23 protein-coding genes are annotated in these 24,180 nt (G+C 72.9%); 9 read left to right on the top strand and 14 right to left on the bottom strand.

Going from position 1 to position 24,180, the window contains the following annotated elements; genetic code table 11:
• The coding region (locus ABD879_RS14725; RefSeq protein WP_345021706.1) for a GNAT family N-acetyltransferase at nt 1–327 on the top strand (327 nt) is incomplete at its 5' end.
• A 15-nt stretch (nt 328–342) separates the two neighbouring features.
• Here the strand turns inward: ABD879_RS14725 and ABD879_RS14730 are convergent.
• From ABD879_RS14730 to ABD879_RS14760, 7 genes are all read right to left on the bottom strand, one after another.
• A complete protein-coding gene (locus ABD879_RS14730) occupies nt 343–1,188 on the bottom strand; it encodes a class I SAM-dependent methyltransferase (RefSeq protein WP_345021707.1) in 846 nt (281 codons plus the stop codon).
• 58 nt (nt 1,189–1,246) lie between these two features.
• Complete coding sequence (locus tag ABD879_RS14735; protein WP_345021708.1) at nt 1,247–3,352, bottom strand: prolyl oligopeptidase family serine peptidase; 2,106 nt, start codon at nt 3,350–3,352, stop codon at nt 1,247–1,249.
• 93 nt (nt 3,353–3,445) lie between these two features.
• Nucleotides 3,446–3,670: an FmdB family zinc ribbon protein gene (locus ABD879_RS14740; RefSeq protein ID WP_345021710.1), complete on the bottom strand. Its 225-nt coding sequence runs from the start codon at nt 3,668–3,670 to the stop codon at nt 3,446–3,448.
• A 51-nt stretch (nt 3,671–3,721) separates the two neighbouring features.
• Nucleotides 3,722–4,231 (bottom strand): HNH endonuclease, encoded by a 510-nt coding sequence (locus ABD879_RS14745; protein ID WP_345021711.1) that lies wholly within the window; start codon nt 4,229–4,231, stop codon nt 3,722–3,724.
• A 377-nt stretch (nt 4,232–4,608) separates the two neighbouring features.
• The gene (locus ABD879_RS14750) at nt 4,609–5,619 is read right to left on the bottom strand and encodes a hypothetical protein (RefSeq protein WP_345021713.1); all 1,011 of its coding nucleotides are present in this window, start codon (nt 5,617–5,619) and stop codon (nt 4,609–4,611) included.
• 219 nt (nt 5,620–5,838) lie between these two features.
• Entirely contained in the window at nt 5,839–6,222 is a 384-nt protein-coding gene (locus ABD879_RS14755; RefSeq protein ID WP_345021715.1) for a transketolase C-terminal domain-containing protein, read from the bottom strand.
• 47 nt (nt 6,223–6,269) lie between these two features.
• Complete coding sequence (locus ABD879_RS14760) at nt 6,270–6,908, bottom strand: NADPH-dependent FMN reductase (RefSeq protein ID WP_345021717.1); 639 nt, start codon at nt 6,906–6,908, stop codon at nt 6,270–6,272.
• Nucleotides 6,909–7,056: 148 nt separating this feature from the next.
• On the opposite strand from ABD879_RS14760, the gene ABD879_RS14765 reads away from it, so the two are divergent.
• Complete coding sequence (locus tag ABD879_RS14765) at nt 7,057–7,581, top strand: MarR family winged helix-turn-helix transcriptional regulator (protein ID WP_345021719.1); 525 nt, start codon at nt 7,057–7,059, stop codon at nt 7,579–7,581.
• A gap of 152 nt (nt 7,582–7,733) precedes the next feature.
• Here ABD879_RS14765 and ABD879_RS14770 read toward each other — a convergent pair whose 3' ends face one another.
• The 3 genes from ABD879_RS14770 to ABD879_RS14780 form a co-directional block, all read right to left on the bottom strand.
• Nucleotides 7,734–8,759 (bottom strand): hypothetical protein, encoded by a 1,026-nt coding sequence (locus ABD879_RS14770; RefSeq protein WP_345021721.1) that lies wholly within the window; start codon nt 8,757–8,759, stop codon nt 7,734–7,736.
• A gap of 112 nt (nt 8,760–8,871) precedes the next feature.
• Nucleotides 8,872–9,042 (bottom strand): hypothetical protein, encoded by a 171-nt coding sequence (locus ABD879_RS14775; RefSeq protein WP_345021723.1) that lies wholly within the window; start codon nt 9,040–9,042, stop codon nt 8,872–8,874.
• Nucleotides 9,043–9,320: 278 nt separating this feature from the next.
• Nucleotides 9,321–10,298: a helix-turn-helix domain-containing protein gene (locus tag ABD879_RS14780; RefSeq protein ID WP_345021726.1), complete on the bottom strand. Its 978-nt coding sequence runs from the start codon at nt 10,296–10,298 to the stop codon at nt 9,321–9,323.
• A 260-nt stretch (nt 10,299–10,558) separates the two neighbouring features.
• On the opposite strand from ABD879_RS14780, the gene ABD879_RS14785 reads away from it, so the two are divergent.
• Nucleotides 10,559–10,969 (top strand): hypothetical protein, encoded by a 411-nt coding sequence (locus tag ABD879_RS14785; protein ID WP_345021728.1) that lies wholly within the window; start codon nt 10,559–10,561, stop codon nt 10,967–10,969.
• A 203-nt stretch (nt 10,970–11,172) separates the two neighbouring features.
• On the opposite strand, the gene ABD879_RS14790 is transcribed toward ABD879_RS14785, so the two are convergent.
• From ABD879_RS14790 to ABD879_RS14800, 3 genes are all read right to left on the bottom strand, one after another.
• Nucleotides 11,173–11,577, bottom strand: a complete 405-nt coding sequence (locus ABD879_RS14790) for a FadR/GntR family transcriptional regulator (RefSeq protein WP_345021730.1) — start codon at nt 11,575–11,577, stop codon at nt 11,173–11,175.
• Nucleotides 11,578–12,060: 483 nt separating this feature from the next.
• A complete protein-coding gene (gene ilvD, locus ABD879_RS14795) occupies nt 12,061–13,917 on the bottom strand; it encodes a dihydroxy-acid dehydratase (RefSeq protein WP_345021732.1) in 1,857 nt (618 codons plus the stop codon).
• Nucleotides 13,918–14,222: 305 nt separating this feature from the next.
• Nucleotides 14,223–15,059, bottom strand: coding sequence for a nuclease-related domain-containing protein (locus tag ABD879_RS14800; RefSeq protein WP_345021734.1), 837 nt, complete (start codon nt 15,057–15,059; stop codon nt 14,223–14,225).
• A 225-nt stretch (nt 15,060–15,284) separates the two neighbouring features.
• On the opposite strand from ABD879_RS14800, the gene ABD879_RS14805 reads away from it, so the two are divergent.
• A complete protein-coding gene (locus tag ABD879_RS14805; protein ID WP_345021736.1) occupies nt 15,285–16,715 on the top strand; it encodes an amidase in 1,431 nt (476 codons plus the stop codon).
• Between the two features lie 35 nt (nt 16,716–16,750).
• The gene (gene malQ / locus ABD879_RS14810) at nt 16,751–18,892 is read left to right on the top strand and encodes a 4-alpha-glucanotransferase (RefSeq protein WP_345021792.1); all 2,142 of its coding nucleotides are present in this window, start codon (nt 16,751–16,753) and stop codon (nt 18,890–18,892) included.
• A gap of 36 nt (nt 18,893–18,928) precedes the next feature.
• On the opposite strand, the gene pepN is transcribed toward malQ, so the two are convergent.
• Nucleotides 18,929–21,463, bottom strand: a complete 2,535-nt coding sequence (gene pepN, locus ABD879_RS14815) for an aminopeptidase N (protein ID WP_345021738.1) — start codon at nt 21,461–21,463, stop codon at nt 18,929–18,931.
• A gap of 172 nt (nt 21,464–21,635) precedes the next feature.
• Here pepN and ABD879_RS14820 point away from each other — a divergent pair, with 172 nt between their 5' ends.
• The 4 genes from ABD879_RS14820 to cbiQ all read left to right on the top strand — a co-directional run bounded on the left by ABD879_RS14820 (nt 21,636) and on the right by cbiQ (nt 24,169).
• On the top strand, nt 21,636–22,262 hold the full coding sequence (locus ABD879_RS14820) for a mycothiol-dependent nitroreductase Rv2466c family protein (protein WP_345021739.1): 627 nt from the start codon (nt 21,636–21,638) through the stop codon (nt 22,260–22,262).
• A 120-nt stretch (nt 22,263–22,382) separates the two neighbouring features.
• Nucleotides 22,383–23,078, top strand: coding sequence for an energy-coupling factor ABC transporter permease (locus tag ABD879_RS14825; RefSeq protein WP_345021741.1), 696 nt, complete (start codon nt 22,383–22,385; stop codon nt 23,076–23,078).
• A gap of 14 nt (nt 23,079–23,092) precedes the next feature.
• Nucleotides 23,093–23,404, top strand: a complete 312-nt coding sequence (locus ABD879_RS14830; protein ID WP_345021743.1) for a PDGLE domain-containing protein — start codon at nt 23,093–23,095, stop codon at nt 23,402–23,404.
• Nucleotides 23,405–24,169: a cobalt ECF transporter T component CbiQ gene (cbiQ, locus tag ABD879_RS14835; RefSeq protein ID WP_345021746.1), complete on the top strand. Its 765-nt coding sequence runs from the start codon at nt 23,405–23,407 to the stop codon at nt 24,167–24,169. It abuts the gene before it with no gap.
• Nucleotides 24,170–24,180 lie beyond the last annotated feature (11 nt).

The following is a 24,180-nucleotide window of genomic DNA, read 5'->3' on the forward strand; positions in this document are numbered from 1 at the left end:
AAGCCCGCTTGGCCTCCGACTTCGGACCCGGCCGCCCGCGACCGCCCGCCCGCCGCGGGCCCGCCGCCGGCCGTGGTGGCCCGCGGCGCGGCCGAGATGGTGCGGCTGCGGGTGCGGCCGGACGTCCAGCGGTGCGGCTACGGGTCGGCCGTCGTCCGGGCGCTGGAGCAGCGGGCCGCCGAGTACGGCTACCGGCTGCTGCGCGCCGACACCACCGAGCTGCAGGAGCCGGCGCTGCGCCTGTACCGGCGCTTCGGCTGGACGGAGACCCGGCGCGCGGTGATCGGCGGGATCGTCAACATTTACCTGGAGAAACGCCTGCGCTGAACGGCTGCGGCCCGGTCATCCGGCGCCCGGGCCGGCCCGCCGCGCCCCCACCAGCTGCATCAGCGGATACCGGCGCTGCCGGATGCCGGTGAGGCCCCGGTCGATCAGCGCCCGCGTGATCTCCCGGTCCCCGAACATCCGCATGCCCACCACCGCCCGGACCAGCTCGCCGCCCGCCCGCGACAGCGGCAGGTCCGGGCGGCGCGAGGTGAGGATGACCAGGCGCCCGCCCGGTTTGAGGACGCGCGTCATGGCGTCCAGGGCCGCCCACGGGTCGTCGAACAGGTACAGGGCGCCGAAACAGCAGACGGCGTCGAAGCAGCCGTCCCGGAACGGCAGATCGACGGCGTTGCCGCGCACATAGCCGATCGCGGCGCGGCCGGGGGCCGGGGTGGGCTGCGCGACGGCCTCGGCCAGCATGGTGCGGGACGCGTCCAGCCCCACCACCAGGCCGTTCTCGGCGACGCCGGCGGCCAGCGCGCGGGTCACGTTGCCCGGCCCGCACGCCACGTCCAGCACCGTCGCCGCGGGCCCGGCGTCGCCGGGCTGCCCGAGCCCCAGCCAGTCGCGGGCCAGGGCGTGCTCCTCGGCGGTGTCGGGGCCGAACGGCCAGCCCTTGGCGATGTTGAAGCCGACCGGCCGCCACACCCGCTCGTAGATCCGCGGCAGAAACGTCGACTGCATCACCCGCTGGGCGAGCGTCGGGGCCGGCCCGGCCCGCCGCCCGAGCAGGTCGAGATAGCCCGTGGACGGCTCGGCGGGCACGTCAGCGGGCTCTGCGAGCAGCTCGGCGATCTGTTCCAGCGGGGAGGGCGGCCGCCGCCCGCGGGCGTCCCGGCCGTGCGCCGTCGACGAACTCATCCCCTTATTGGATCATCCGTCAACGCCCGCCGCCACCTCGGGGCCGCCCCGACCCGGGTCAGGCCCCGCCGTCCAGCGCCAGGCCGGTCTGGGCGGCCAGGAACGACAGCGTGTCGGTCATCAGCTCCACCGACCGGCTGACCGAGCGGGCCGCATGCCCGACCTGCGTCTCGTTGCGCAGCAGGACCGGCGCCTCGGCGAAGTCGCGGGACGTGGCGTGCTGCAGCGCCGCGCACATCTTGCGGGCGTGCAGCGGGTCCACGCGGGTGTCGCTGTCGAACACCGTGAACAGCACCGCCGGGTACGCCGTGCCCTCGCGCACGTGGTGGTACGGCGAGTACGACAGCAGCCACTCCAGCTCCTCGGGGACCGCGGCCGAACCGTACTCGTCGGTCCAGGTCTCGCCCAGGCCGAACCGCTCGTAGCGCACCATGTCCAGCAGCGGAGCCGAGCACAGCACGGCCCGGTACAGGTCGGGGCGCTGGGTGAGCGCCGCGCCCACCAGCAGCCCGCCGTTGGAGCCGCCGGAGATCGCCAGCCGGTCCGGGGCGGTCACGCCGTCGGCGATCAGGCGCTCGGCGGCGGCGTGGAAGTCGTCGAACACGTTCTGCTTGCGGTCCCGCATGCCCGCGCGGTGCCACTGCTCGCCCTCCTCCGAGCCGCCGCGCAGGTTGGCGATCGCGTACACGCCGCCCGCCTCCACCCAGGCCAGGATGCTCGCCGAATAGGCGGGGGTGAGCGAGATGTTGAAGCCGCCGTAGCCGTAGAGGATCGTCGGCCGCGGCCCGTCGCCGCCGCCCGGGCGGGCCAGCACCAGCATCCGCACCGGCGTGCCGTCGTAGGACTCGTAGGTCACCTGCCGCGCCTCGATCGGCGGGACGTCCACCGCGCCGGGCGCCGTCGCCCATGTCGTGGTCTCGCCGGTGCGGGCGTCGTAGCGCAGCACGGTGGACGGCGTGACGTTGTCGGTGTAGCCGAACCACGCCTCGTGGCCGCCCTCCGGACGCTCCACGATGCCGCCGATCGAGCCGAGCCCGGGGGTGGGGACCCGGCCGATCCGCTCGCCGGTGGCCAGATCGTGCACGGTGATCTCGCTGATCGCGTGGCGGGTCCAGCCCGCCAGCAGGACCGCCCGGCCGCCCGGCTCGGGCCCGTCGAGGACGGCGTAGTCGGTCAGCACCGCCTCGTCGTCCTGCGGGATCAGGTCGCGCCAGGTCTCGTAGCCGGGATCGGCCGGGTCGGTGACGCACAGCCGCGACCGGGGCGCGTCGCGGTCGGTGAACACGTAGGCGCGGCCGTCGCGGCCGACGTGCAGCCAGGTCGAGGCGTCCACCCCGACCTGCACGGGCTTCAGCTCGGGCCGCTCGGCGGGGGAGGAGGCCAGGTCGGCGAGCCACAGGTCGTTGCGCGGGGCGGTGCCCTGGGCCGCGGTGACGGTCAGCCACCGGCCGTCCCGGCTGACGGCGACGCTGTAGTAGTTGGTCTTGTCCAGCCCGTCACCGAAGATCAGCACGTCGTCGGTGTCCGGGTCGGTGCCGACGCGGTGCAGGTAGACGCGGCGGTGGTACTGGTCCTCCCCGGCGGGGACGGCGTCGGCGGGCAGGCGCCGCACGTAGTAGTACGCCTCGCCGCCGGGCAGCCAGGACAGCGACGCGTGCCGGGTGCGGTCGATCGGGCCCTCGACGTGCTCGCCGGTCGCGACGTCGATGACGTACAGCCGGGACTCCTCGTCGCCGCCCTGCGACACCTTGTACGCCAGGCGCCGCCCCTCCTTGTCGGGGATCCAGGAGTCCAGCGTCGTGGTGCCCTCGGGGTCGATCGCCATGGGATCGACGAGCACGCGCTCGGTGCCGTCCGGGTCCACCGTGTAGAGGACGGGGTGCTCCTGCCCGCCGGCGCGGCGGGTGAAGAAGCGGCGTTCGCCCCGCCACACCGGGGAGCCGACGCTGCCCGCGCCCAGCAGCTCGCCGAGCCTGCGGCGCAGCCGGTCGCGGCCGGGCAGCCCGTCCACGGCCTTGCGGAACAGCTCCTCCTGCGCCGCCATCCACCGCTCGGTGTCGTCGCCGCGCTCCTCCAGCCAGCGGTAGGGGTCGGCGACCCGGTGGCCGTGGAGAACGTCGACGATGTCCTGGCGCTGCGCGAACGGATACGGCGGTCGGCTCATGGTTGGCACTGTATGCGCCCGCGCGCGGCGACCGCGCCCCCGGCAGCGAAGATCATCGGCTGTTCTCCGGCGGGCGCCCCGGCGGGGCCGGGCTCAGGAGCAGCAGCCCCCGCCGCAGCAGCCGCCTCCGCCGCCCCCCGCCGGACGCGGGGCGGGGGCGGAGGACCGTCCCGTCCCGGTGACGGCCACCGTGGACAGCAGCTTCACCGTGTCGTCGTGCCCGGACGGGCAGGTCGCGGGCGCGGACGCCTCGCTCATCGGCCGGGACACCTCGAACGTCGATCCGCAGGCGCGGCAGCGGTAGTCATAACGTGGCACGCACCCAGGATACGGCGCCGCGGCCGGAGGGCCGGGCCGCCGAGCCCGGGGTCAGGCCGCCGACTCGGAGACGTAGGGCGCCCACTGCGGATCACCGTCGTGGATGACGCCGATGAGCCTCCAGTGGGCGCCGCGTGGCACACCGGGCGTGACGTTGAGCGTCCACCCGAGCTCCTCCAGAAGCCGATCGGCCTTGCGGTGGTTGCACGCCATGCAGGAGGCCACGCAGTTCTCCCACACGTGCTTGCCGCCCCGGCTGCGCGGCAGCACGTGGTCGATGGTCTCGGCGCGGCGGCCGCAGTAGGCGCAGCGGTAGTTGTCGCGCCGCATCAGCGCGGCGCGGGTCAGGGGGACCCGGGTGCGGAACGGGATGCGCACGTACCGGCGGAGCCTGATCACCGAGGGGACCTCGATCGACATCGTCGCCGAATGCAGCACCGCACCCGAGGAGTCGTTGTGCACGACCACGGCCTTCTCCCTGAGCACGAGGCAGACCGCCCGCCGGAGGGGAAGCGTGGTGAGGGGTTCGTACGTCGCGTTCAGGAGAAGGACCTGTCTCATCAGACGGCCCTCGCAGGGTCATGCTTGTCGTCCGCCTCGGTGGACGCGCCCGAGCGCGCCTCGCACCGAGGCCCGAGTATTGTCTCCGGCACCTGTGCACCCACCATGAGGACCTCCCCAGGGGCATGACTGGCCGAACCAGCGCTCGCCGACCGCAACGGCCGACCCGAAATCAGTGTGGCGCCTGAGAAGGTCGTCCGCTACCCCATTAATACCCCGCAAACTGGCCGATCTGAACGCGTGGCGGCCCCCGGGATCTTCACGAAGTCCCCCGGAGGCCGCCATGGACGCGCACTCCGTCGCCGGTCGGCGCGTCCGGGAGGGCGGGGTGGAACGTGCCGCTCCGCTCCTGGACGTCCCGGCCCCGCCCCCCGGTCTCAGTCGTCCTCGGCGGGGACGTCGCCCCGGTACGGCACGGTCAGGTAGTGCATGCTGCCCACCTGGGTGCTCGGCTTGGCCTTGTCCGCCTGCACGGCGGCGGAGGGAACCGTCTTGGCACGCGGCTCCTTCCGGCGGGGCGGCACCTTGGCGTGCGGCCTCTTGCCCTGCTGGGCGGCGCCCTCCTGGGCCCTGACGTGCTTGGCCTTGCTCCGGGGCCGCTTGCCGAGCTTGGCCTTGCCGCGCGGGACCGCCTTGCTGCGAGGCGCCTTGCCGCTCGCGGCCTTGGCACGCGGGGCGCGTGAAGCGGGCTTGCCGTGCCGGCCCTTGCCGCGGGGCTTCGTCCTGCCCCGGGGCTTCCCGCCGTGCGCGGACGCCTTGGTCCGCGGTGACGCGCCGTCCCTCGGCGGGGTCTGCCCGCGCGGCGTGCGCGGGTCGGCCGGCTCCGTCTGGTCGCCCTGCGGGGCCGCGGCGGGCGGCGTCCGCGGCTCGGACCGGTCGTCCGCCGGCCGGGTGGGCCGCCCGGCGGGCCGGTCGGGACCGTCCGGCTGCGCCGCGGTGCGGCGCCATTCCACCTTGCCGGCGAGGTTCACCCCGCCCTCCAGGTCCTCCGGCAGCCGGGCCGTCAGCGTGCCGGTACGCGACTGCTTGGCCCGCAGCGACGGGTAGGCGCAGCGCACCGTCCCCTCGTCGACCTTCCGGCACGCCCGGTCCGGTGAGCTGATCGGCACCGCCGGCTTGACGGTGTGCGTGACGACGACCCGGTAGGCCGTGCGGCCGGTGCGGTTGCGCAGCCGCCACCGCCAGGTGACGTCGGTGCCGTTCGCGGAGAGCCGCGGCACGGAGTAGGTGACCTCGACCTTGCCCTCGGCGGCCGGGCGCGCCGGCGCCGGCTCGACCTCGGCGCGCGCGGGCGGGCCCGCGGTCAGGCACGCGCCGGCCATGGCGGCTCCGACGGTGCCCAGCGCCGCGCGCGCCGGCGCGCGGCGTCCCCCGATGACCATGTTCATGCTCCACCCCCCTGTGTGGAAGACCAGCTGGTCAACGAGTCCCTTCTACCGAAGATCACCTGCGCGTTCACCTCGCCACACATGACGCGGGCAGACGCTGGCAGGACTTTGCCGCGGGACGGGTGGAGGCGATGTCCGCCGCCCGGAAACGGCGCCGCCGCCCCGCCCCCGCGCCCTCCGAGGCGGGAGAACGGGACGGCGGCCGCCGCCCCTGGGGGTTCAGCCGAGCTCGGCCAGCACCCGATCGACGATCTTGGCGGTGGCCAGGCCGTAGCGGTCGTGCAGGGTCGGCAGGGCGCCCGCGGCCAGGAACTCGTCCGGCGGCCCGATCGGCACCGCCCGCACGCCGCGGCCCGCCCGCGCCAGGGCCGCGGCGACCGTCTCGAACAGCCCGCCGACCACGGTGTGGTTCTCCAGCGTGACGGCCGGGCGGTCGCCGCCCAGCTCGGCCGGCACCGTCTGCTCGTCGAACGGCTTGATCGTGGGGGCGTGCACGACGGCGGCGTCGACGTTGCGCCGGGCGAGCCGCTCGGCGGCCTGCAGCGCCCGCATCGTCATCAGCCCGCTGGACACCATGACCACGTCGCGGCCGCCGCGCAGCACCGCCGCCCTGCCCAGCTCGAACCGGTAGTCGTACGGTTTCGCGTCCGTCAGCCCTGTGCGGCGGCCGCGGCCGCGCGGGCCCGCAGCTGCCCGGGCTGCAGTTCACCTTCGGCGCGGGCCTTGCTCAGGGCGGTCGACCACCAGGTCAGGTCCTCCAGCAGGATCTGCAGGCCGGCATCGGCCATGGGGTCGGTGGGCTCGCCGGATGCATCGAAGGCCCTGTGCACGAAGGGGAGGACCACGGTGTTGCGCAGCGGGACGGCCTCCGCCTCGACGAACATCTGCGCCAGGTGCTCGATGGCGCGGATGCCGCCGCCGATCCCGCTGCTGTAGCCGACGGTGGCGACGGGCTTGTTGCGGAACCCGAACGACAGCCAGACGGTGTCGATGGCGTTCTTCAACACCCCCGGCACGCTGTGGTTGTACTCGGGCGTGACGATCAGGAACGCGTCGGCCTCCTTCACCTTGGCGTTCCAGGCCCGCACGATCGGCTGCGAATACGTCGGGTCGCTGATGTCGCCGATGGTGCCGGGGTGTTCGGCGAACAGCGGCAGCGGCCAGTCCCGCAGATCGGCTGTTTCGACCTCGAACCCTCCGTGGGCGGCGAGGCGGGACGTCACCCACGGCACCACCAGATCCGAGGCGCGGTTGGGGCGGGTGCTCCCGACGATGACGAGCAGCTTCATGGCGATCACTCTCCGTGCCTGGTATCGGGTGTGCGGCGACGCGGCGGCGCCGAGATGGGGTGTGCGTTCGCGTCTTGGGGCCGCCCGACTTAGTTAACGAGACATACAGTACACGTCATTAACTATATGCGCCATGTACGGTGAGGGTGTGAACGAGACCGCGACGCAGATGACCGAGGCGGCCGACGACGCACCGGCCTGCCCGCCCCACGGCGGCCCGGGCGGCGCGGAGCCGGACATGGCCGCCGCCCTGCTCCGGCTCTCCACCGCGGTCCAGGCGATCTACACGCGCGTCTCGGAGAAGTACGAGCTCACCGCCGTCCAGGCCAGGCTCCTGTGCATCCTGCTGGACGGGCCCCGCTGCATGGCCGACCTCGCCGGCCGCCTCGGCGTGGAGAAGGCCGCGCTCACCGGCCTGATGAACCGCGCCGAACGCCGCGGCCTCGCCCGGCGCGGGCCGGTCCCCGGCGACCGCCGCGCCGTCCAGGTCACCCTCACCGCCACCGGCCGCGAAGCCGCCCTCGCCTTCCACGACGAGGTCACCGCCGAACTCGCCCGCCTCACCGCCCACCTCGCCCCCGCCGACCGCGAGGCCTTCCGCGCCACCATCGCCGGCATCCTCCACCGCTGCGGCATCCCCCACGCCCGAGCCCACCAGGCCACCGACCGGTAGGCCGACGACGAGCGGCGCCGGACGGCCGCGAACACGGGCACGTCAGCTGAGGCACGGGCCGCGCTCGAGCCCCCGCACGCGGTGCTGCCGGTGTCTTGCCTCAGCCAGGAGGCGGCTCGGGCGGACGCCGAGCGGCCATGCGAGAGATCTTCCTACGCGTCGGCGTCGCCGCGCGCGATGCCCAGTCTGGGCAGGTCGAGATGGAGTTTGCCGTCGCGGCGGGTCAGTTCCCCGTCGTAGGTCAGCTCGGCCGGTTCCACCTGCAGCCTCCGCAGGGCGTCGACGAGCATGTGCGCCGCGGTGGCGGCGTCCTCCCCGGCGTTGTTCAGGGCTCCGGGGAAGAGCCGCTGACCTTTCCGGATCTCCCCCGGCCAGCCCAGGGCGGACAGCGCGTCCAGATCGGCCGACTCGGGGTAATGGAGGAAGCCGGTGGCCTCGATCTTCAGGTCGGCGCCCTCGTTCCACGCCTGGACCAGTCGACGCGGGTCGCGGCCGGACTGCAGGTGCAGGATGAACTGCGCGGGGAACCACGAGGCGTCCTCGATGAGGTCCTCCAGCGCGCGGGCCAGTTCCCTTTCCAAGTCGTCCCAGGTGACCGGGGTGGTGGGCCCGGCCTCCGGAGGCAGGTCGGCGGGGGACGCCGCGCGCCAGGAATCGGTGGAGGCGTCGCGGTCGCCTCGCCATACCTGCACGACCACGTCGCCGAAGTGCACCCCGACGACCAGGGCGGTGTCGGGCCGCCGCCACAGCCCCCAGGGCCCCGCCCCGCCCCACATCGCCGCCGGGCCCAGGACGTCGGCCGCCACCGGCCAGACGTCACGCCACCCGTGGACCTGATCGAGAAGGTCGCCGTCGCTGGTGAGGCTGATTTCCAGCATGTGGAACTGCCCGGGATCGGCCTTGGGGGCGTAGGCGGTGGCCAACCCCAGCGGCCAGTCCGCGGCGACGAGGCGAGAGACGTATGGATACTCCGACCAGGACAAATCGGGATCGTCCGGCTGGGCGGAGTGCCACGTCCAGCCCAGCCGCGCCCACACCCGTTCCAGGTCGGCACGCCGCCAGGCGCCCCAGTCAGCGTCGATCAGCTGCCGCACCAGACGTCGGATCTCGTCGTCCTCGGCGCGCTCGAAGGGGACGGCGAAGTCTTCGTCCTCGCCCCAGCCGCTCGTTTCCGCCATGGCACGGCACCGTAGTTGATCATCCCTCCGGCGGGCGGCGGTTGACCGCACTCGGCCCACCGGGCGGGTGCTCCTCTCCGCGGGCCGGCCCTCGGCCGCGGGGGGCGGTGCGTCACAGTCCGAGCAGGCGGGCGATCGTTCCGCCCATGACCATGTCCCGCACCCCGCCCGGCTCGGTGACCCGTTCGATGGTCGCCCGGGCGAGGACCGGGTCGCCGGGCGTCCTCGACAGCCTGGGCGACCAGTTGACGGTCCTCGACCAGCGCGCCGCAGACCTGGCCAAGGCCCGGGAGCTCCTCCGCCAGACCATCGCCGCCACCGAGAACGCGACCACCCCTAGCCCACGTCCGGTGGATCCGGGCGGCCCACCGCCTCAAGAGACGGCGCGGTACCACTCGGGCTGACAGCCCGCCTGTCCGGCGGATCCACCATGATCCGCCGGACAGGCCCCGACGGCGGGCGCGAGGCACCCGGGTGCGCATGGCCCGCTCACGACGCCTGGGATGCACCGGCCGACAACCGCGGGTGCTCTCGCGACTCCGGTCGGCCGCGACCGGGGTGTCACGCCTCGGTGCGGTCGGTTTGATGGCGGCGGCGGTAGTCACGGGGGCTGACGCCATGGGCGGCGGCGAAGGAGCGGCTGAACAGCGCGGCATCGGAAAAGCCCCAGCGCGCCGCGATGGGCCGAATGGGACGGGACCGTTGCGCCGGATCGATGAGGTCCTGGCGGGCGTGTTCCAGGCGGCGGTCGCGGATCCAGGCGGCGACGGTCATGTCCTGGCCTTCGAACAGGCGGTGGAGCTGGCGGGTGGAGATGTGGTGAGCGGCGGCGATCATTCTGGGGGACAGCGCCGGGTCGTCGAGGTTGTTCTGGATGAATGAGCGGATTCTGAGCAGCAGGGTGCGGCGCGATGACTCGGCGGATTCGGAGTCCGTGTTCTCCAGTTGGCGGTGGAGCAGCGCGGTCAGCAGGTCGAGGAGAATCTGAGACAGGCGCAGGCGGTCGGCCGGACGGTACTGGTGGACGTTGTCGATCAGGCCGTGCAGCATTGTGCCGATCAGTGCGCTGATGCCGTCCTGTCCGGTCATTCGGCGGCCGAGCAAGGGGCTGACGGTGCGAGGGGGAATCGGCAGCAGGCGGCGCGGAAAGGTCACCATGACCCACTCGATGGGCGTGGATCCGGATCCTCGCCAGCCCTCCCATGGGCTGGACGTTTCGTACAGCGCCAGATCGCCGGGTTCCAGCCCGGCGTGCCGGCGGTGCTGGGTGACGCCGTTGTTGCCGCGTATGTTGAGCACCAGCCGATACGCTTCGGGATCCGACTCGCGGATCAGCTTCGGCGTCCGGCGGAAACGGAACGGGGCGCAGCATGCGATGGAGGTCACCGACACCTCGCCGAGTCGCGCCGAACCCCATGTCGCCCGAAAGTCATCGGGCTGCCCGGAATCGACGGTGATCGGAATCTGCCCCTTCAGGGCGACCTCTCGGAAGCGCTCGAAGCGCTCAGCCGGCGGAACGTCATCGGTGCGGAACAGCATCGGCATCCCTGCGCTCTGCGACGGTTCATCGCGTACAGGACGCCGCGCGGACTGATCCGGTGTGCGGGGTGGCCCAAGTCGGTCACCGCGTCAACCTTTTCGATCTTATTCGTCCCGGATCGGCGTCTGGCGCGCGTTGATAAGTCCTTGGCGCTGACCGCCAAGGACATCGGTCGCCGCCCGCCCCACAATCGGAGCGAGCCCCTTCCCCTGGCTCGATTCGTCGAATTCACAAGAGCGACCCACCAGAGAGGAGAAAGATGAACCGAATGACGCGAGTGGGCGCGGTGGCGGGGATCTGCGCCGCGCTCGCCGTCACCGCTGTGGCCGGGGCCGGCCCGGCGAGCGCCGCTAGCTCGTTCGACGTCAGATCGGATGTTTCCCGGGTCACCGGGAGCCTGGACTTCCCCAGCCGGACGAAATTCACGGCCACGAACGTCACGCTGTACGACACCTCCTGCGACAACCGATCCGCGCGGTTCCGGTTCGTGACGAACAACGGCGCGTACAAGTGGCGTCAGATCGACCAGTGCAACACGAGTGCGACCTGGAGTTCCATCTCCGGGACCGACGGCGGCGACATCAAGTGGGTGCGCGTGGAGACCCAGGCGTGCAACAGCTTGGGTTGCAGCACCATGGCGTCGCAGACGATCGACAACCCTCGCACCTAGTTCACAGGGACTGCGGACCCTGGCCGGGCGGTTGTTGAGCCCCTGGTGGACGAGGGTCTGCGTCAAGGTCAAGGGAGGGCCGCCGACCTTCGGCGGCGGCCCTCCGTGGTCCTTTGCGAGGCTCGCAGAGGTATGCATCGGCGGCCGGTTGCCATTGCGGGGAGACGGCGCCGTTCACGACCATCTCCAACGGCGCACGCGGCCTAGGGAGATCCGGTGAGGGACGACCAGACCTCGAAGTGTCGGCGCATGGCGATGCGGGCGCCTTCGCTGTCGCGTTCGGCGATGGCTTCGACGATGCCGTAGTGGACGGTGTCGATGACCCGGGTTTTGGCGGGTGCGGTCGGTTCGAGTTCGGCGGCGCGTTTGCGGCGTTCGGTCAGTTCCTGGTGGAGGACGTGGCTGAGGCCGTCGTGGAGGAGGTAGAAGACGGGGTTGTCGACGATGGTGTTGAGGCGGCGGTGGAATTGCAGGTCGGCTTGGAGGGCGCGTTCTTCGTCGCCGGCGCCGCTGGCGGCGACCGTCTCGTCTACGAGTTCTCGGAGGCTGTCCACGTCGTCGGCCGTGGCGAGCCGGGCCGCCGCCTCGGCTATGGCGACGTCCAGCATGTGGCGTGCGGTGTTGAACTGCTCGGAGGTCAGGTGGCCGAGCTGCTTGGACAGGTCGAAGTACAGGCGGATGAACCCGGCGTCCGGTACGCCGAGGTAGGAGCCGCGGCCCTGGGTGCGGTCGAGGAAGCCCAGGATCCTCCAGCACCGACAGCTGTTCGCGCAGGGCGCCTCGGCTGATCTCCAGTGAGGACACCGGGTCGCGTTCGGTGGGCAGGCGGAGCCGTCCGGTCGCGGCCTCCGGTGTGGCCTGTTCGGCGAGGTTGTGCACCAGCGCCGTGAGGTCGACGCTCATCCGAGCCTCCCCGCTGCGATTGGTTCGACCATTGCGGGGAGGTTAGTGCCGTTCTTTCTCCGGTCAACAGATTGGTCGGGCCTTTTCGCGGTGTGGAAGCGGTGCGCCCGGCCCGCTGCGACGGAGAGCGGCAAACACGTGCGGCGGCCCCGGAGCCGAGCCCCGGGGCCGCCGCACGTGTCAAGCGGTCAGTCGCCGGCCAGCTGGGTGATGTCGCGGGCGGCGCCGGTGGAGGCGGAGGTGGTCATGGCGGCGTACGCCTGGAGGGCGGCGCTGACCGGGCGCTGCCGGTCGCGGGGCCGGAAGCCGCCCAGGTCGGCCAGCAGCTTCTCGCGGCGGGCGGCCAGCACCTCGGCGGGCACGTCCAGCTCCAGGGTGCGGCGCGGGATGTCGATGACGATGCGGTCGCCGTCCTCGACCAGCGCGATGTCGCCGCCCGCGGCGGCCTCGGGGGAGGCGTGGCCGATGGACAGGCCGCTGGTGCCGCCGGAGAACCGGCCGTCGGTGATCAGCGCGCACGCCTTGCCGAGGCCGCGCCCCTTGAGGAAGCTGGTCGGGTAGAGCATCTCCTGCATGCCGGGGCCGCCCTTGGGGCCCTCGTAGCGGATGACGACCACGTCCCCGGGCTTGACCTTGCCGCCGAGGATGCCCTCGCAGGCGTCCTCCTGGCTCTCGAACACCACGGCCGGGCCGGAGAAGGTCCACAGCTCCTCCTCGACCCCGGCGGTCTTCACGATCGCGCCCTCGGGGGCGATGTTGCCGTACAGGACGGCCAGGCCGCCGTCGGCGGTGTAGGGGTGCTCGATGTCGCGGATGCAGCCCTCGGCGCGGTCCAGGTCGAGGGACTCCCAGCGCGCGCTCTGGCCGGAGGCCCGGGTGGTGCGCTCGCCGCCGGGCGCGGCGTGGTACATCTCCACGGCCTCGGGCAGCACGTCGGGGGAGCGGACGTCCCACCGGGACAGGAACTCGGTGAGCGACGCCGAGTGGATGCTGTGCACGGTGCGGTTGAGCAGCCCGGCGCGGTCGAGCTCGCCCAGCAGCGCGGGGATGCCGCCCGCGCGGTGGCAGTCCTCGACGTGGTACCGGGGGGTGGCGGGCGCCAGCTTGCACAGGCACGGCACCCGGCGCGACAGCTCGTCGATCTCCTTGAGGCCGAAGTCGACCCGCCCTTCGCGGGCGGCGGCCAGCAGGTGCAGGATCGTGTTGGTCGACCCGCCCATGGCGATGTCGAGGGCCATGGCGTTCTCGAACGCGTCGCGCGTGGCGATACTGCGGGGCAGGACGGACTCGTCGTCGTCCTCGTAGTAGCGGCGGGCGATCTCCACGACGGTGCGCCCGGCCTTCTCGTACAGGCGGCGGCGCTCGGTGTGGGTGGCCAGGACGGTGCCGTTGCCGGGCAGCGCCAGCCCGATCGCCTCGGTGAGGCAGTTCATCGAGTTGGCGGTGAACATGCCCGAGCACGACCCGCAGGTCGGGCAGGCGCTCTCCTCCATGCGGGCGAGGGTGTCTTCGCCGATCGCGGAGTCGGCGGAGGCGATCATCGGGTCGATCAGGTCGAGCTTGTGGCCGCCCATGACGCCCTCGACGGGCTTGCCGGCCTCCATCGGCCCGCCGGAGACGAACACGGTGGGGATGTTCAGCCGCATCGCCGCGATCAGCATCCCCGGAGTGATCTTGTCGCAGTTGGAGACGCAGATCAGCGCGTCGGCGCAGTGCGCGTTGACCATGTACTCGACCGCGTCGGCGATCAGCTCGCGGGACGGCAGCGAGTACAGCATGCCGCCGTGGCCCATGGCGATGCCGTCGTCCACCGCGATCGTGTTGAACTCGCGCGGCACGCCCCCGGCCTCGCGGACGGCGGCGGCGACGATGTCGCCGACCTCGCGCAGGTGGACGTGGCCGGGCACGAACTGGGTGAAGCTGTTGGCCACCGCGACGATCGGCTTGCCGAAGTCCTCCCGGGCCACGCCGGTCGCGCGAAGGAGCGCGCGGGCGCCCGCCATGTTGCGTCCATGGGTGACCGTTCGTGACCTGAGCGGGGGCATGATGCTCCTCGGCGTGCTGACGTCGGGTGGTGGTGATCTTACGTCGCAGCGGCGGATCGCGCCCTGCCTGGAGGCCCGTGCCTCCCGTCCTTTCGGGGAGGCGGCCCGCCGGCCCGGCAGAGGTCCCCTGGGGGGTCGGCTTTTCGATGCTACCAACGCCGCTGGTGTGCAGGTCCGCCCAGGGAGCCGGGGAGGACGAACCGGAAACGCGACGAGGGCGCCCCGGGGATCGGGGCGCCCTCGCGCAGCGGTGTCCGGCGGCCGCGGGCGTCGTGCCGGGCCGCGAAGTCCGGCCGGGGGTCCGGTCAGACCGCCTCCTGCCGCTCGTCCTCCTCTTCCTCTTCGCGGTAGATCGGCGGCAGCGTCTCGCTGGCGACCTTGTAGATGCGCCGCACGTCGGCCTCGTCGAGGATCTTGGGGCGGCGGCGCAGGTAGCCGCGCGCCTGGTTGCCCGCGTAGACGTCGACGTCGCGCACCCGCATGACCTTCCACGGGATCGACGGCCCGTAGATGGCCACCGAGGGCTGCACCGGGACCTCGAAGCCCACCCGTTCGGACAGCATCCGGCTGGCCTGCTCGGCCTCCCAGCGGGCCTCGTCCAGGCGGTCCTTCTTGTTGAACGGGCCGTGGAAGAGCTTGAGGTGCGACAGGGTCCGCACGGGCAGCCGCTTGTCCCACTTCTCCGAGTCGATGGCGTAGACGCCGCTCGGGCCGATGACCAGGTGGTCGATGCGGCCGTCGCTGACGCCTTCGGTGTCGCGCGGGACCGCCCGGGCGTGCAGCACCCGGTAGCCCTTCTTCTCCAGGGCGCGCAGCTGCCGCTCGGTGCGGCGCTCGGCCGCCGACGACTTCTGCCAGGCCGCCACGCTGGACGAGGTGCGGGCCCGGTAGACGGCGTCGGCGATGACCGCCAGTATCGCGGCGGTGAGCCCGATGCGCAGGGTGAACACCACCGCGAAGACGATGCCCACCGCGAGCGCCACGCCCGCGCGCACCGCCCAGCGCCGGATCGTGGGATTGTTCAGCAGCTCACCGTAGGTCTCGGGGCGCGGTGGCAGCCGGCCCGGCTTCTTGTCGGGCTCCGGGGAGGGACGGCCGCCGCCCTCCTCCTGGCCGTCGTCGCCCCGCTCCATGATCGCCATGAGTGACGCTCCGTATTCCCTTCGCGTCGGAAGCATGATCCTCCGTGCGCAGAGTAATCATTGTCGCCGTTCCGCGACTAGTCATGCCGGGTTAATACTTTTGTCGCCACTTCAGGGTGATTCACCGGGGCGTTGATCGGGTAGGACGACTTTCACCCCCTCTTCGCGGCGTGCCGTCCATGCCGTCTTTGCCGCCGGCGGCCGCGCGGTCTACCGTTCGACGGTGTGACGCTTCCCCATGACCTCACCATGCTGCAGCAGGCGGCGGCGATCCGGACCCGCGAGCTGTCTCCGCTGGAGCTGGCCGACCACTACCTGGACCGGATCGAACGGCTGAACGCCCAGGTGGGCGCCTATGTGACGGTGGACGCCGAGCACGTGCGCGAGCAGGCGCGGGCCGCCGAGAAGCGGGTGCTGGAGGCCGCGGGGCCCGAGGAGCTGCCGCCGCTGCACGGGGTGCCGATCCCGATCAAGGACCTGAACATGGTGAAGGATGTCCGGGTCACCCTGGGATCGCGGGCTTTTTCCGATCTGGTGGGGTTTGTTGACGACAGTGTCGTCGCACTCCTGAAGCAAGCCGGATGTGTCCTGCTGGGCAAGACCACGACCCCCGAATTCGGTCTGCCCTGCTATACGGAAAGCGCCGTTGCGCCTCCCGCCCGCACCCCGTGGGACCTGGAGCGGTCCGCGGGCGGCTCCAGCGGCGGCGCCGCCGCGGCGGTCGCCTCCGGGTTGGCCCCCGCGGCGCAGGGCAGCGACGGCGGCGGCTCGATCCGCATCCCCAGCAGCGTGTGCGGCCTGTTCGGCATCAAGCCGACCCGGGGCCGCGTCTCCCAGGGCCCGGTCGTCCCCGACCTGTTCGGGCTGGCGACCAACGGGCCGATCGCCCGCGGCGTCCGCGACGCGGCCGCGCTGCTGGACGCGATGGCCCGGCACATGCCCGGCGACATGTACCTGGCGCCGCCGCTGCCGGCGGGGGAGACCTTCCTCGGGTACGCCGACCGCCCGCCGGGGCGGCTGCGCATCGCGCGCAGCGCCGAACCGGCCGTCCCCGGCACCGAGGTGCACCCCGACTGCCTGGCCGCCTACGAGGACGCGTCGGTGCTGCTGGAGGAGCTGGGGCACGAGGTGGTGGACCTTCCCCCGGTGCTCGGCGCCGACCTGGTGCCGGTGTTCGAGACGCTGTGGGGCGTCATGGCCACCCTCACGCCCGTCGAGCCCGACAAGGAGCACCTGCTGCAGCCGCTGACCCGCTGGCTGCGCGAGCGCGGCCGGGCCGTCGGCGCGTCCGAGATGTTCCAGGCGCACGCCATGCTGCAGTCGGCGCTGCGCCAGGCGTTCCCCGTGATGAACGAGTTCGACGCGATCCTGCACCCGACCCTGGCCCAGCCGCCCCGGCCCCTCGGCTACTTCCACGACCAGGAGCCCGAGGAGAACTTCGCGCGGCAGAAGGCGTTCACCCCGTTCTGCGCCGTGTACAACGTGTCGGGGCAGCCCGCCGTCAACGTGCCCCTGTACTGGAACGCCGACGGCCTGCCCATCGGGGTGATGCTCGCCGGACGCCTGGGCGGCGAGGGCACCCTCATCTCCCTGTCGGCGCAGCTGGAGGAGGCCGGCCCCTGGGGCGACCGCAAGCCGCCCATCTGGACCGCCTGACTGCGTCCCGGCCCAGGGGGCATGGTCCCCCTGTGGTGGACGAGCAGGTATATGAGCAGGTGGACGGGCGGTCGGCCGACGAGCGGCTGCGCAGGCTGGCCCGGGCCCATCGAGTCGCCGGCAGCTACAAGGACTGGCGGGAGCGGGAGACCCCCGTCGCCAAGGAGACCCTCGTGGCGGTGCTGGCCGCCCTGGGCGTGGACGCCTCCACCCCCGGCGCGGTACGCGACGAACTGGCACGGCTGGAGGAGCAGGCGCGCCGGCGGCTGCTGCCTCCCGTCGTGGCGTGCCGCCGCGTACCCGGCGCCGACCAGATCCACGTGCCCTCACAGACCGAGGTGTCGGTGGAACTGGCCGACGGCACGATCCTGACGCCGCCCCCGGCGTCCCCTACGGCCGAAGGTGCCCTCGCCTACACCCTGCCCCCCGACACGCCCCTGGGGTGGCATCGCGTGCGCGCACACAGGGGTGCACAGGAGCAGGACGCCGCGCTGCTCGTCGCCCCCGACCGGCTGCGTACCCCCGAACGGGTGTGGGGCTTCACCGCCCAGCTGTACTCCGTGCGGTCCCGGGCGTCCTGGGGGATGGGCGACCTGCACGACCTGGCGCAACTGGCGGCCTGGAGCGGCCGGGAGCTGGACGCGGGCTTCATCCTGGTCAACCCCCTGCACGCCACCGAGCCCGCGCCGCCGATCAACCCGTCCCCCTACTCGCCGATGAGCCGCCGCTTCGCCGGCCCCCTGTACCTGCGCGTGGAGGACGTGCCCGAGTACCGCGAACTGCCCGCGGCCGACCGCGAGAACATCGCCGCCCTGGCCGCCGCCCTGCGCCGGGACATGCCGCTCATCGACCGCGACGCGGTGTGGACGGCCAAACGCCGGGCCCTGGAGATCCTCTACCGCGCCCCCCGCACCCCGGCCAGGACGATTGCCTACGAGTCGTACCGGCGGCGTGAGGGCACGGCGCTGACCGCGTTCGCCACCTGGTGCGCCCTGGCCGAAGAGCACGGCAACGACTGGCGCCGCTGGCCTTCCGCCCTGCAGGACCCCGGCAGCCCCGCCGTGGCACGCGAAGCCGAACGCCTGGCGCCACGCGTCGACTTCCACGCATGGCTCCAATGGCAGCTCGACGAACAGCTCACATCCGCACAGCGGGCCGCAACAGACTCGGGGATGCCCATCGGCATCATGCACGACCTGGCGGTGGGCGTGACCCACTCCAGCGCCGACGCCTGGGTGTACCGGGACGTCTTCGCGGAGGGCGTGAGCGTGGGGGCGCCCCCCGACGAGTTCAACCAGCGCGGCCAGGACTGGGGCCAGCCCCCATGGCACCCCCAGCGCCTCGCCCGGGCCGAGTACGCCCCCTACAGGGACATGCTGGCGGCCTGCCTGCGGCGCGGGGGAGGACTGCGCATCGACCACGCCATGCAGGTGTCGCGCCTGTGGTGGGTGCCCGACGGGGCCTCGCCCGCGGACGGCACGTACGTCGGCTACGACCGCAACGCGCTGCTGTCCTGCCTCACCTGGGAGGCCGCCCGCGCCGACGCGGTGATCGTCGGCGAGGACCTGGGCACCGTCGAACCCCAGGTGCGCGAGGACCTCGCCGAACGCGGCGTCCTCGGCACGTCCCTGCTGTGGTTCCAGCGCGACCGCGACGGCCGGCCGCGGCCGCCCGGACGGTGGCGGCGGCTGTCGCTGGCGACCGTCGGCACCCACGACATGCCGCCGATCACCGGGTTCCTGCACGGCGACCACGTCGCCCTGCGCGACCGCCTCGGGCTGCTCACCCGCCCCGCCGCCGACGAGGCCGCCGACCACCGGCGGCTGCTGGCCGCCTGGCTGGAGCTGCTGCACGCCGAGGGCCTGCTGGCCGACCCGCCCGACGCGGTGCTGCGCGCCGTGGCCCGCGGCGCGCACGACCACGACGAGGCCGTGGCGGCGGCCCTGCACGCCCTGCTGGCGCGCACCCCGGCGCGGCTCATCGGCGTGTCCCTCGCCGACGCGGTGGGCGAGCGCCGCACCCAGAACCAGCCCGGCACCAGCGACGAGTACCCCAACTGGCGCGTCCCCCTCGCCGACGCCGGCGGCCGTCCCGTCCGGCTCGACGACCTGCCCGCCGACCCGCGCGTCGCCGCCGCCGTGGCCCCGGTCAGGGCCGCGACGCGGTCGCGGGCGTGACCACCCCGGCGGCCACGCCCGCGCCCGCGCTGGGGATCAGGACGCGGCGGCGTCCCTGGCCCGGGCGCGCAGGGCCCGGGCCACGCCGTCGCGGCCCTCCGACAGCAGCCGCACCAGCGCCGCGGGCGGCCTGTGCTCGGCGATGTAGGACTCGGTCCGGTCGATCGTCGCCTGCTCGATGATCAGGAACGGGTAGGCGACCTCGGCGAACGTCTGCGCCATGTCGCTGCTCCACTCCTGCCAGACCCGGCCGACCTCGGCGAAGAACCGGTCCACGTACGGGCGCAGCAGCTCGGCCTGGTCCGGCTCGACGAAACCGCCCAGCGTGGCCCGGTACACCGCGTTCGGCAGCTTCCCGGAGACGATCCGCTCCCAGGCGGCGGCCTTGGCCTCGGCGGACGGCAGCGCGGCCCAGCAGCCGGCGGCGTTGCGCTCGCCCGCCGCGGTCGGGTCCCGCTTCAGCTCGGCGTCGATCTCGGCCTCGCCCGCCCGGCCGGTGACCACCAGGCGGCGCAGCAGCGACCAGCGCAGGTCGGTGTCGACCGTCAGGCCCTCCAGCGACCGCGAGCCGTCCAGCAGCCCGGCGACGAACGCCAGGTGCTCGTCGGTCTCGGCGACGCCGGCGAACGCCTGGACGTAGGCGAGCTGGAAGTCCGAACCCGGCTCGGCCTCGCGGGCCAGCTCGAACAGGGCGTCGGCCATCAGCCGCCGCCCCTCGGGCCGCCACGCCGGGTCGGCGTACTGCTGCAGCGCCGTGCGCGCCTGCCGCAGCAGCGTCTGGGCCACCGAGATGTCGGTCACGCCGCGGACCCCCGACAGGACCAGCCGGATGTAGTCGCGGGTGGCCATCTCGGCGTCCCGGGTCATGTCCCAGGCCGCCGACCAGCACAGCGCCCGCGGCAGGCCGTCCCGGATGTCGCCGATGCCGTCGATCAGCGTGCGCTGCGAGTGCTCGTCCAGCCGGATCTTGGCGTAGGTGAGGTCGTCGTCGTTGACCAGCACCAGGTCGGGCCGCCGCTCGCCGACCAGCTCCGGCACGTCGGTGCGGTCGCCGACCACGTCCAGCTCCACCCGCCGGCGCCGGACGATCCCGTCCGGCGTGCGGTCGTACAGGCCGATCGCCACGCGGTGCGACCGCAGGGTCGGGTACTCGGCCTTGGCCTCCTGCAGGACGCCGAACGAGGTGAAGTTGCCGTCGGCGTCCACCTCGTACACCGGGCGCAGCGTGTTGACCCCGGCCGTCTCCAGCCACTCCTTCGACCACGACTTCAGGTCGCGGCCCGAGGTCTCCTCCAGGGCGTCCAGCAGGTCGCCCAGGACGGTGTTGCCCCACGCGTGCCGCTGGAAGTAGCGGCGCACGCCCTCCAGGAAGTTGTCGCGCCCCACGTACGCCACGAGCTGCTTGAGGACGCTGGCGCCCTTGGCGTAGGTGATCCCGTCGAAGTTGACCTCCACCGCGCGGATGTCGGGGATGTCGGCGGAGATCGGGTGGGTGGACGGGAGCTGGTCCTGCCGGTACGCCCACGCCTTCATCAGGTTGGCGAACGTCGTCCAGGACCCCGTCCACTTGGTGGCCTCGGCCTGGCACAGGACGCTCATGTACGTGGCGAACGACTCGTTCAGCCACAGGTCGTCCCACCAGCGCATGGTGACCAGGTCGCCGAACCACATGTGGGCCATCTCGTGCAGGATGGTCTCGGCGCGCCGCTCGTAGGCCGCGTCGGTCACCCGCGACCGGAAGACGTAGTCCTCCAGGAAGGTCACGCAGCCCGCGTTCTCCATGGCGCCGGCGTTGAACTCCGGCACGAACAGCTGGTCGTACTTGCCGAACGGGTACCGCCGGTCGAACACCTTTTCGAAGAAGGCGAAGCCCTGCCGGGTGACGTCGATGATCGCGTCCGCGTCCAGGTGCTCGGCCAGCGAGGCCCGGCAGAACACCCCCAGCGGGATCACGCTGCCGTCCTCGCGCCGGTACTCGTCGCGCACCACGTGGTACGGCCCCGCCACCAGCGCGGTGATGTAGGTGGACACGCGCGGCGTCGGCGGGAAGTGCCAGCGCCCGCCCTCCTGCGCGTCGGGGGCCTCGTTGGTGACGACCTGCCAGCCCTCCGGGGCGATCACCGTCAGCTCGAAGGTCGCCTTCAGGTCCGGCTGGTCGAAGCAGGTGTACATGCGGTGCGCGTCGGCCGTCTCGAACTGCGTGTACAGGTACACGTTCCGGTCGACCGGGTCGACGAACCGGTGCAGCCCCTCACCCGAACGCGAGTAGGCGCAGTCGGCCACCACGCGCAGCTCGTTGCGCTCGGCCAGCGACGGCAGCGGCAGCCGGCCCTTGTCGGCGTCGTAGGTCGCGGGGTCGAGGGAGCGTCCGTTGAGCGTCGCCTCCCGCACGACGGCGCCGTGCAGGTCCACGAAGGTCGAGGCGCCCGGCTCGGTGCACCCGAACGATATGACGGTGGTGGACCCGAACCGCTGCTCATCCCCGGTGAGGTCCAGCTCGACCGTGTACGAGTCGACGCTGAGCAGCCGGGCCCGTTCCCGCGCCTCATCGCGCGTGAGGTTGCCTGCCACGTGCACTCCTTGGACGTCTTTGTGAGTGGTCAGTCCATGTCTACCAACCGGCCGGGTCCCGGGTCCCCGCAGCACGGTCATCGGTTTCCCCGGGTTCGCCGGGGAATGGGCGCGCGGGTCCCGGGGTTGGCCCGGATGGACCTACAACCCGGCAGGCAAAAGGAGGCCCGCGTTGTCGCAGACCGCGTCGGAGAGCGCCCGTACCCCGGTCGACTTCTGGTTCGACCCGCTGTGCCCGTGGGCGTGGATCACCTCGCGCTGGGTGCTGGAGGTGGCCAAGTACCGCCCGATCGAGCCGCGCTGGCACGTGATGAGCCTCGCCGTGCTCAACGAGGACAAGGACATCTCCGAGGACTACCGCAAGCTGCTGAAGGACGCCTGGGGCCCGGTGCGCGTGTGCATCGCCGCCGAGCAGAAGTACGGCGGCGAGGCGCTCGGGCGCCTCTACACCGAGCTGGGCACGCGCCGCCACCACGAGCGGCGCAAGTTCGACCGGGAGATGCTGGAGGAGGCGCTGACCGCGGCCGGGCTGGACCCCGCCCTGGCGGCCGCCGCCGAGTCCACCGACTACGACGAGGCCCTGCGCGCCTCCCACAAGGACGGCATCGACCGCGTCGGCCAGGAGGTCGGCACCCCGGTGATCGAGGTCGAGGGCTCGGCCTTCTTCGGCCCGGTCGTCACGCCGATCCCGCGCGGCGAGGACGCCGTCCGGCTGTGGGACGGGGTGACCCTCGCCGCCTCCGTCGACGGCTTCTTCGAGCTGAAGCGCTCCCGGACCCGGGACCCGATCTTCGACTGACCGCGGGCTGCGGCCGGTCACCCGTCCGTCACCTACGGTCCACACTAGTTGCAACAGTCTTGCAGCTACCAGAAGCGTGCATCACACTGTTCCTGCTGATTCGTACAGGCAGGTGGTGACATGCACGTACCGGACGGGTTCATCAACGCCCCGGTGTCCGTCGCGGCGGGGGCGGTGGCCGCCGGCGGGGTGGCGGTGGCGCTGCGCGGCGCCCGGCGCGAGCTGGACGACCGCACCGCGCCGCTGGCCGGGCTGACGGCCGCCTTCGTGTTCGCCGCGCAGATGCTCAACTTCCCGGTCGCCGCGGGCACCAGCGGGCATCTGCTCGGCGGGGCGCTGGCGGCGATACTGGTCGGCCCCTACACCGCGGTGCTGTGCATGGCCGTGGTGCTCGGGATGCAGGCGCTGCTGTTCGCCGACGGCGGGCTCAGCGCGCTCGGCGTCAACATCACGATCATGGGGCTGGTCACGGTCGCCGTCGGATACGGCGCGTTCCGGCTGCTGATGCGGGTGCTGCCCGCCGGCCGCACGGCGGTGACCGGCGCCGCGTTCGGGGCCGCGCTGCTGTCGGTGCCCGCCTCGGCCGCCGCGTTCACCCTGATCTACGCGGTCGGCGGCACCACCGAGGTGCCGCTCGGCACGGTCGCGGCCGCCATGGTCGGCGTGCACGTGCTCATCGGCGTCGGCGAGGCGCTGATCACCGCGCTGACCGTGTCCAGCGTGCTGGCGGTCCGGCCGGACCTGGTGCACGGGGCGCGCGGGCTGCTGCGCACGCCCGAACTGCGCACGCGCGCCACGTCCGGAGCCGGAGCCTGAGAGACGGGGGGAGCATGACGACCAAGCGGTTCTTCATCGTCGCCCTGCTGGTGTCGCTCGTACTCGCCGGAGGCGTCAGCCACTACGCCAGCAGCCGGCCCGACGGCCTGGAGAAGGTCGCCGCCGACAAGGGCTTCGACGCGAAGGAGAAGGAGCACGCGCTCAAGGACTCCCCGCTCGGCGACTACGGCGTCAAGGGCGTGGACAACGCCCGGCTGTCGGGCGGGCTGGCCGGGGTGATCGGCGTGGGCGCCGTGCTGCTGGTGTCCGGCGGGCTGTTCTGGGCGGTGCGGCGCCGCGGGGCCCGCGCGGGCGCGGACGCCTAGATGGGCTCCGGCCACGCGCACCGCCTCTACCTGCCCGGGGCCTCGCCCGTGCACCGGCTGCCGCCGCAGTGCAAGCTCGTGGCGGTGCTGGTCTTCGTGGCGGCCGTGGTGGCCACGCCGCGCGAGCGGATCTGGGCGTTCGCCGGGTACGCCCTGCTGCTGGCGGCGGTCGCGGCGGTGGCGCGGGTCCCGTACCGGGTGGTGCTGCGGCGGACCCTGATCGAGCTGCCGTTCGTGGTGTTCGCCCTGCTCATGCCGTTCGTGGCGAGCGGGGAGCGGATCACCTGGCTCGGGCTGTCGGTGAGCGAGGCGGGGCTGTGGGGCGCCTGGAACATCCTCGCCAAGGGCACCCTCGGGGTGGTCGCGTCCGTCCTGCTGGCCGCCACCACCGAGCCGCGCCTGCTGCTGCTCGGGGTCGAGCGGCTGCGCATGCCGCAGCCGCTCGTCCAGATCGCCGCGTTCATGCTGCGGTACGCCGACGTGGTCGCGGGGGAGCTGCGCCGGATGCGGATCGCGCGGGCCGCCCGCGGGTTCCAGGCGCGCGACCTGCGGGACGCGGGCGTGCTGGCGCGGTCGCTGGGGGCGCTGTTCCTGCGGTCGTACGAGCGCGGGGAACGCGTCCACCTGGCCATGGTCAGCCGCGGCTACGACGGCCGCATGCCGGCGTCGCACGCCGCCGGCGCCACCGCCGCCCAGTGGACGGCCGCCGCGGCGCTGCCGGCCGCCGCCGCCCTGATCGCCGGCGTAGCCTGGATCGTCCCATGACCTCGGAGCCT

Source organism: Actinomadura keratinilytica (assembly GCF_039539665.1).
GTDB lineage: Bacteria > Actinomycetota > Actinomycetes > Streptosporangiales > Streptosporangiaceae > Spirillospora > Spirillospora keratinilytica.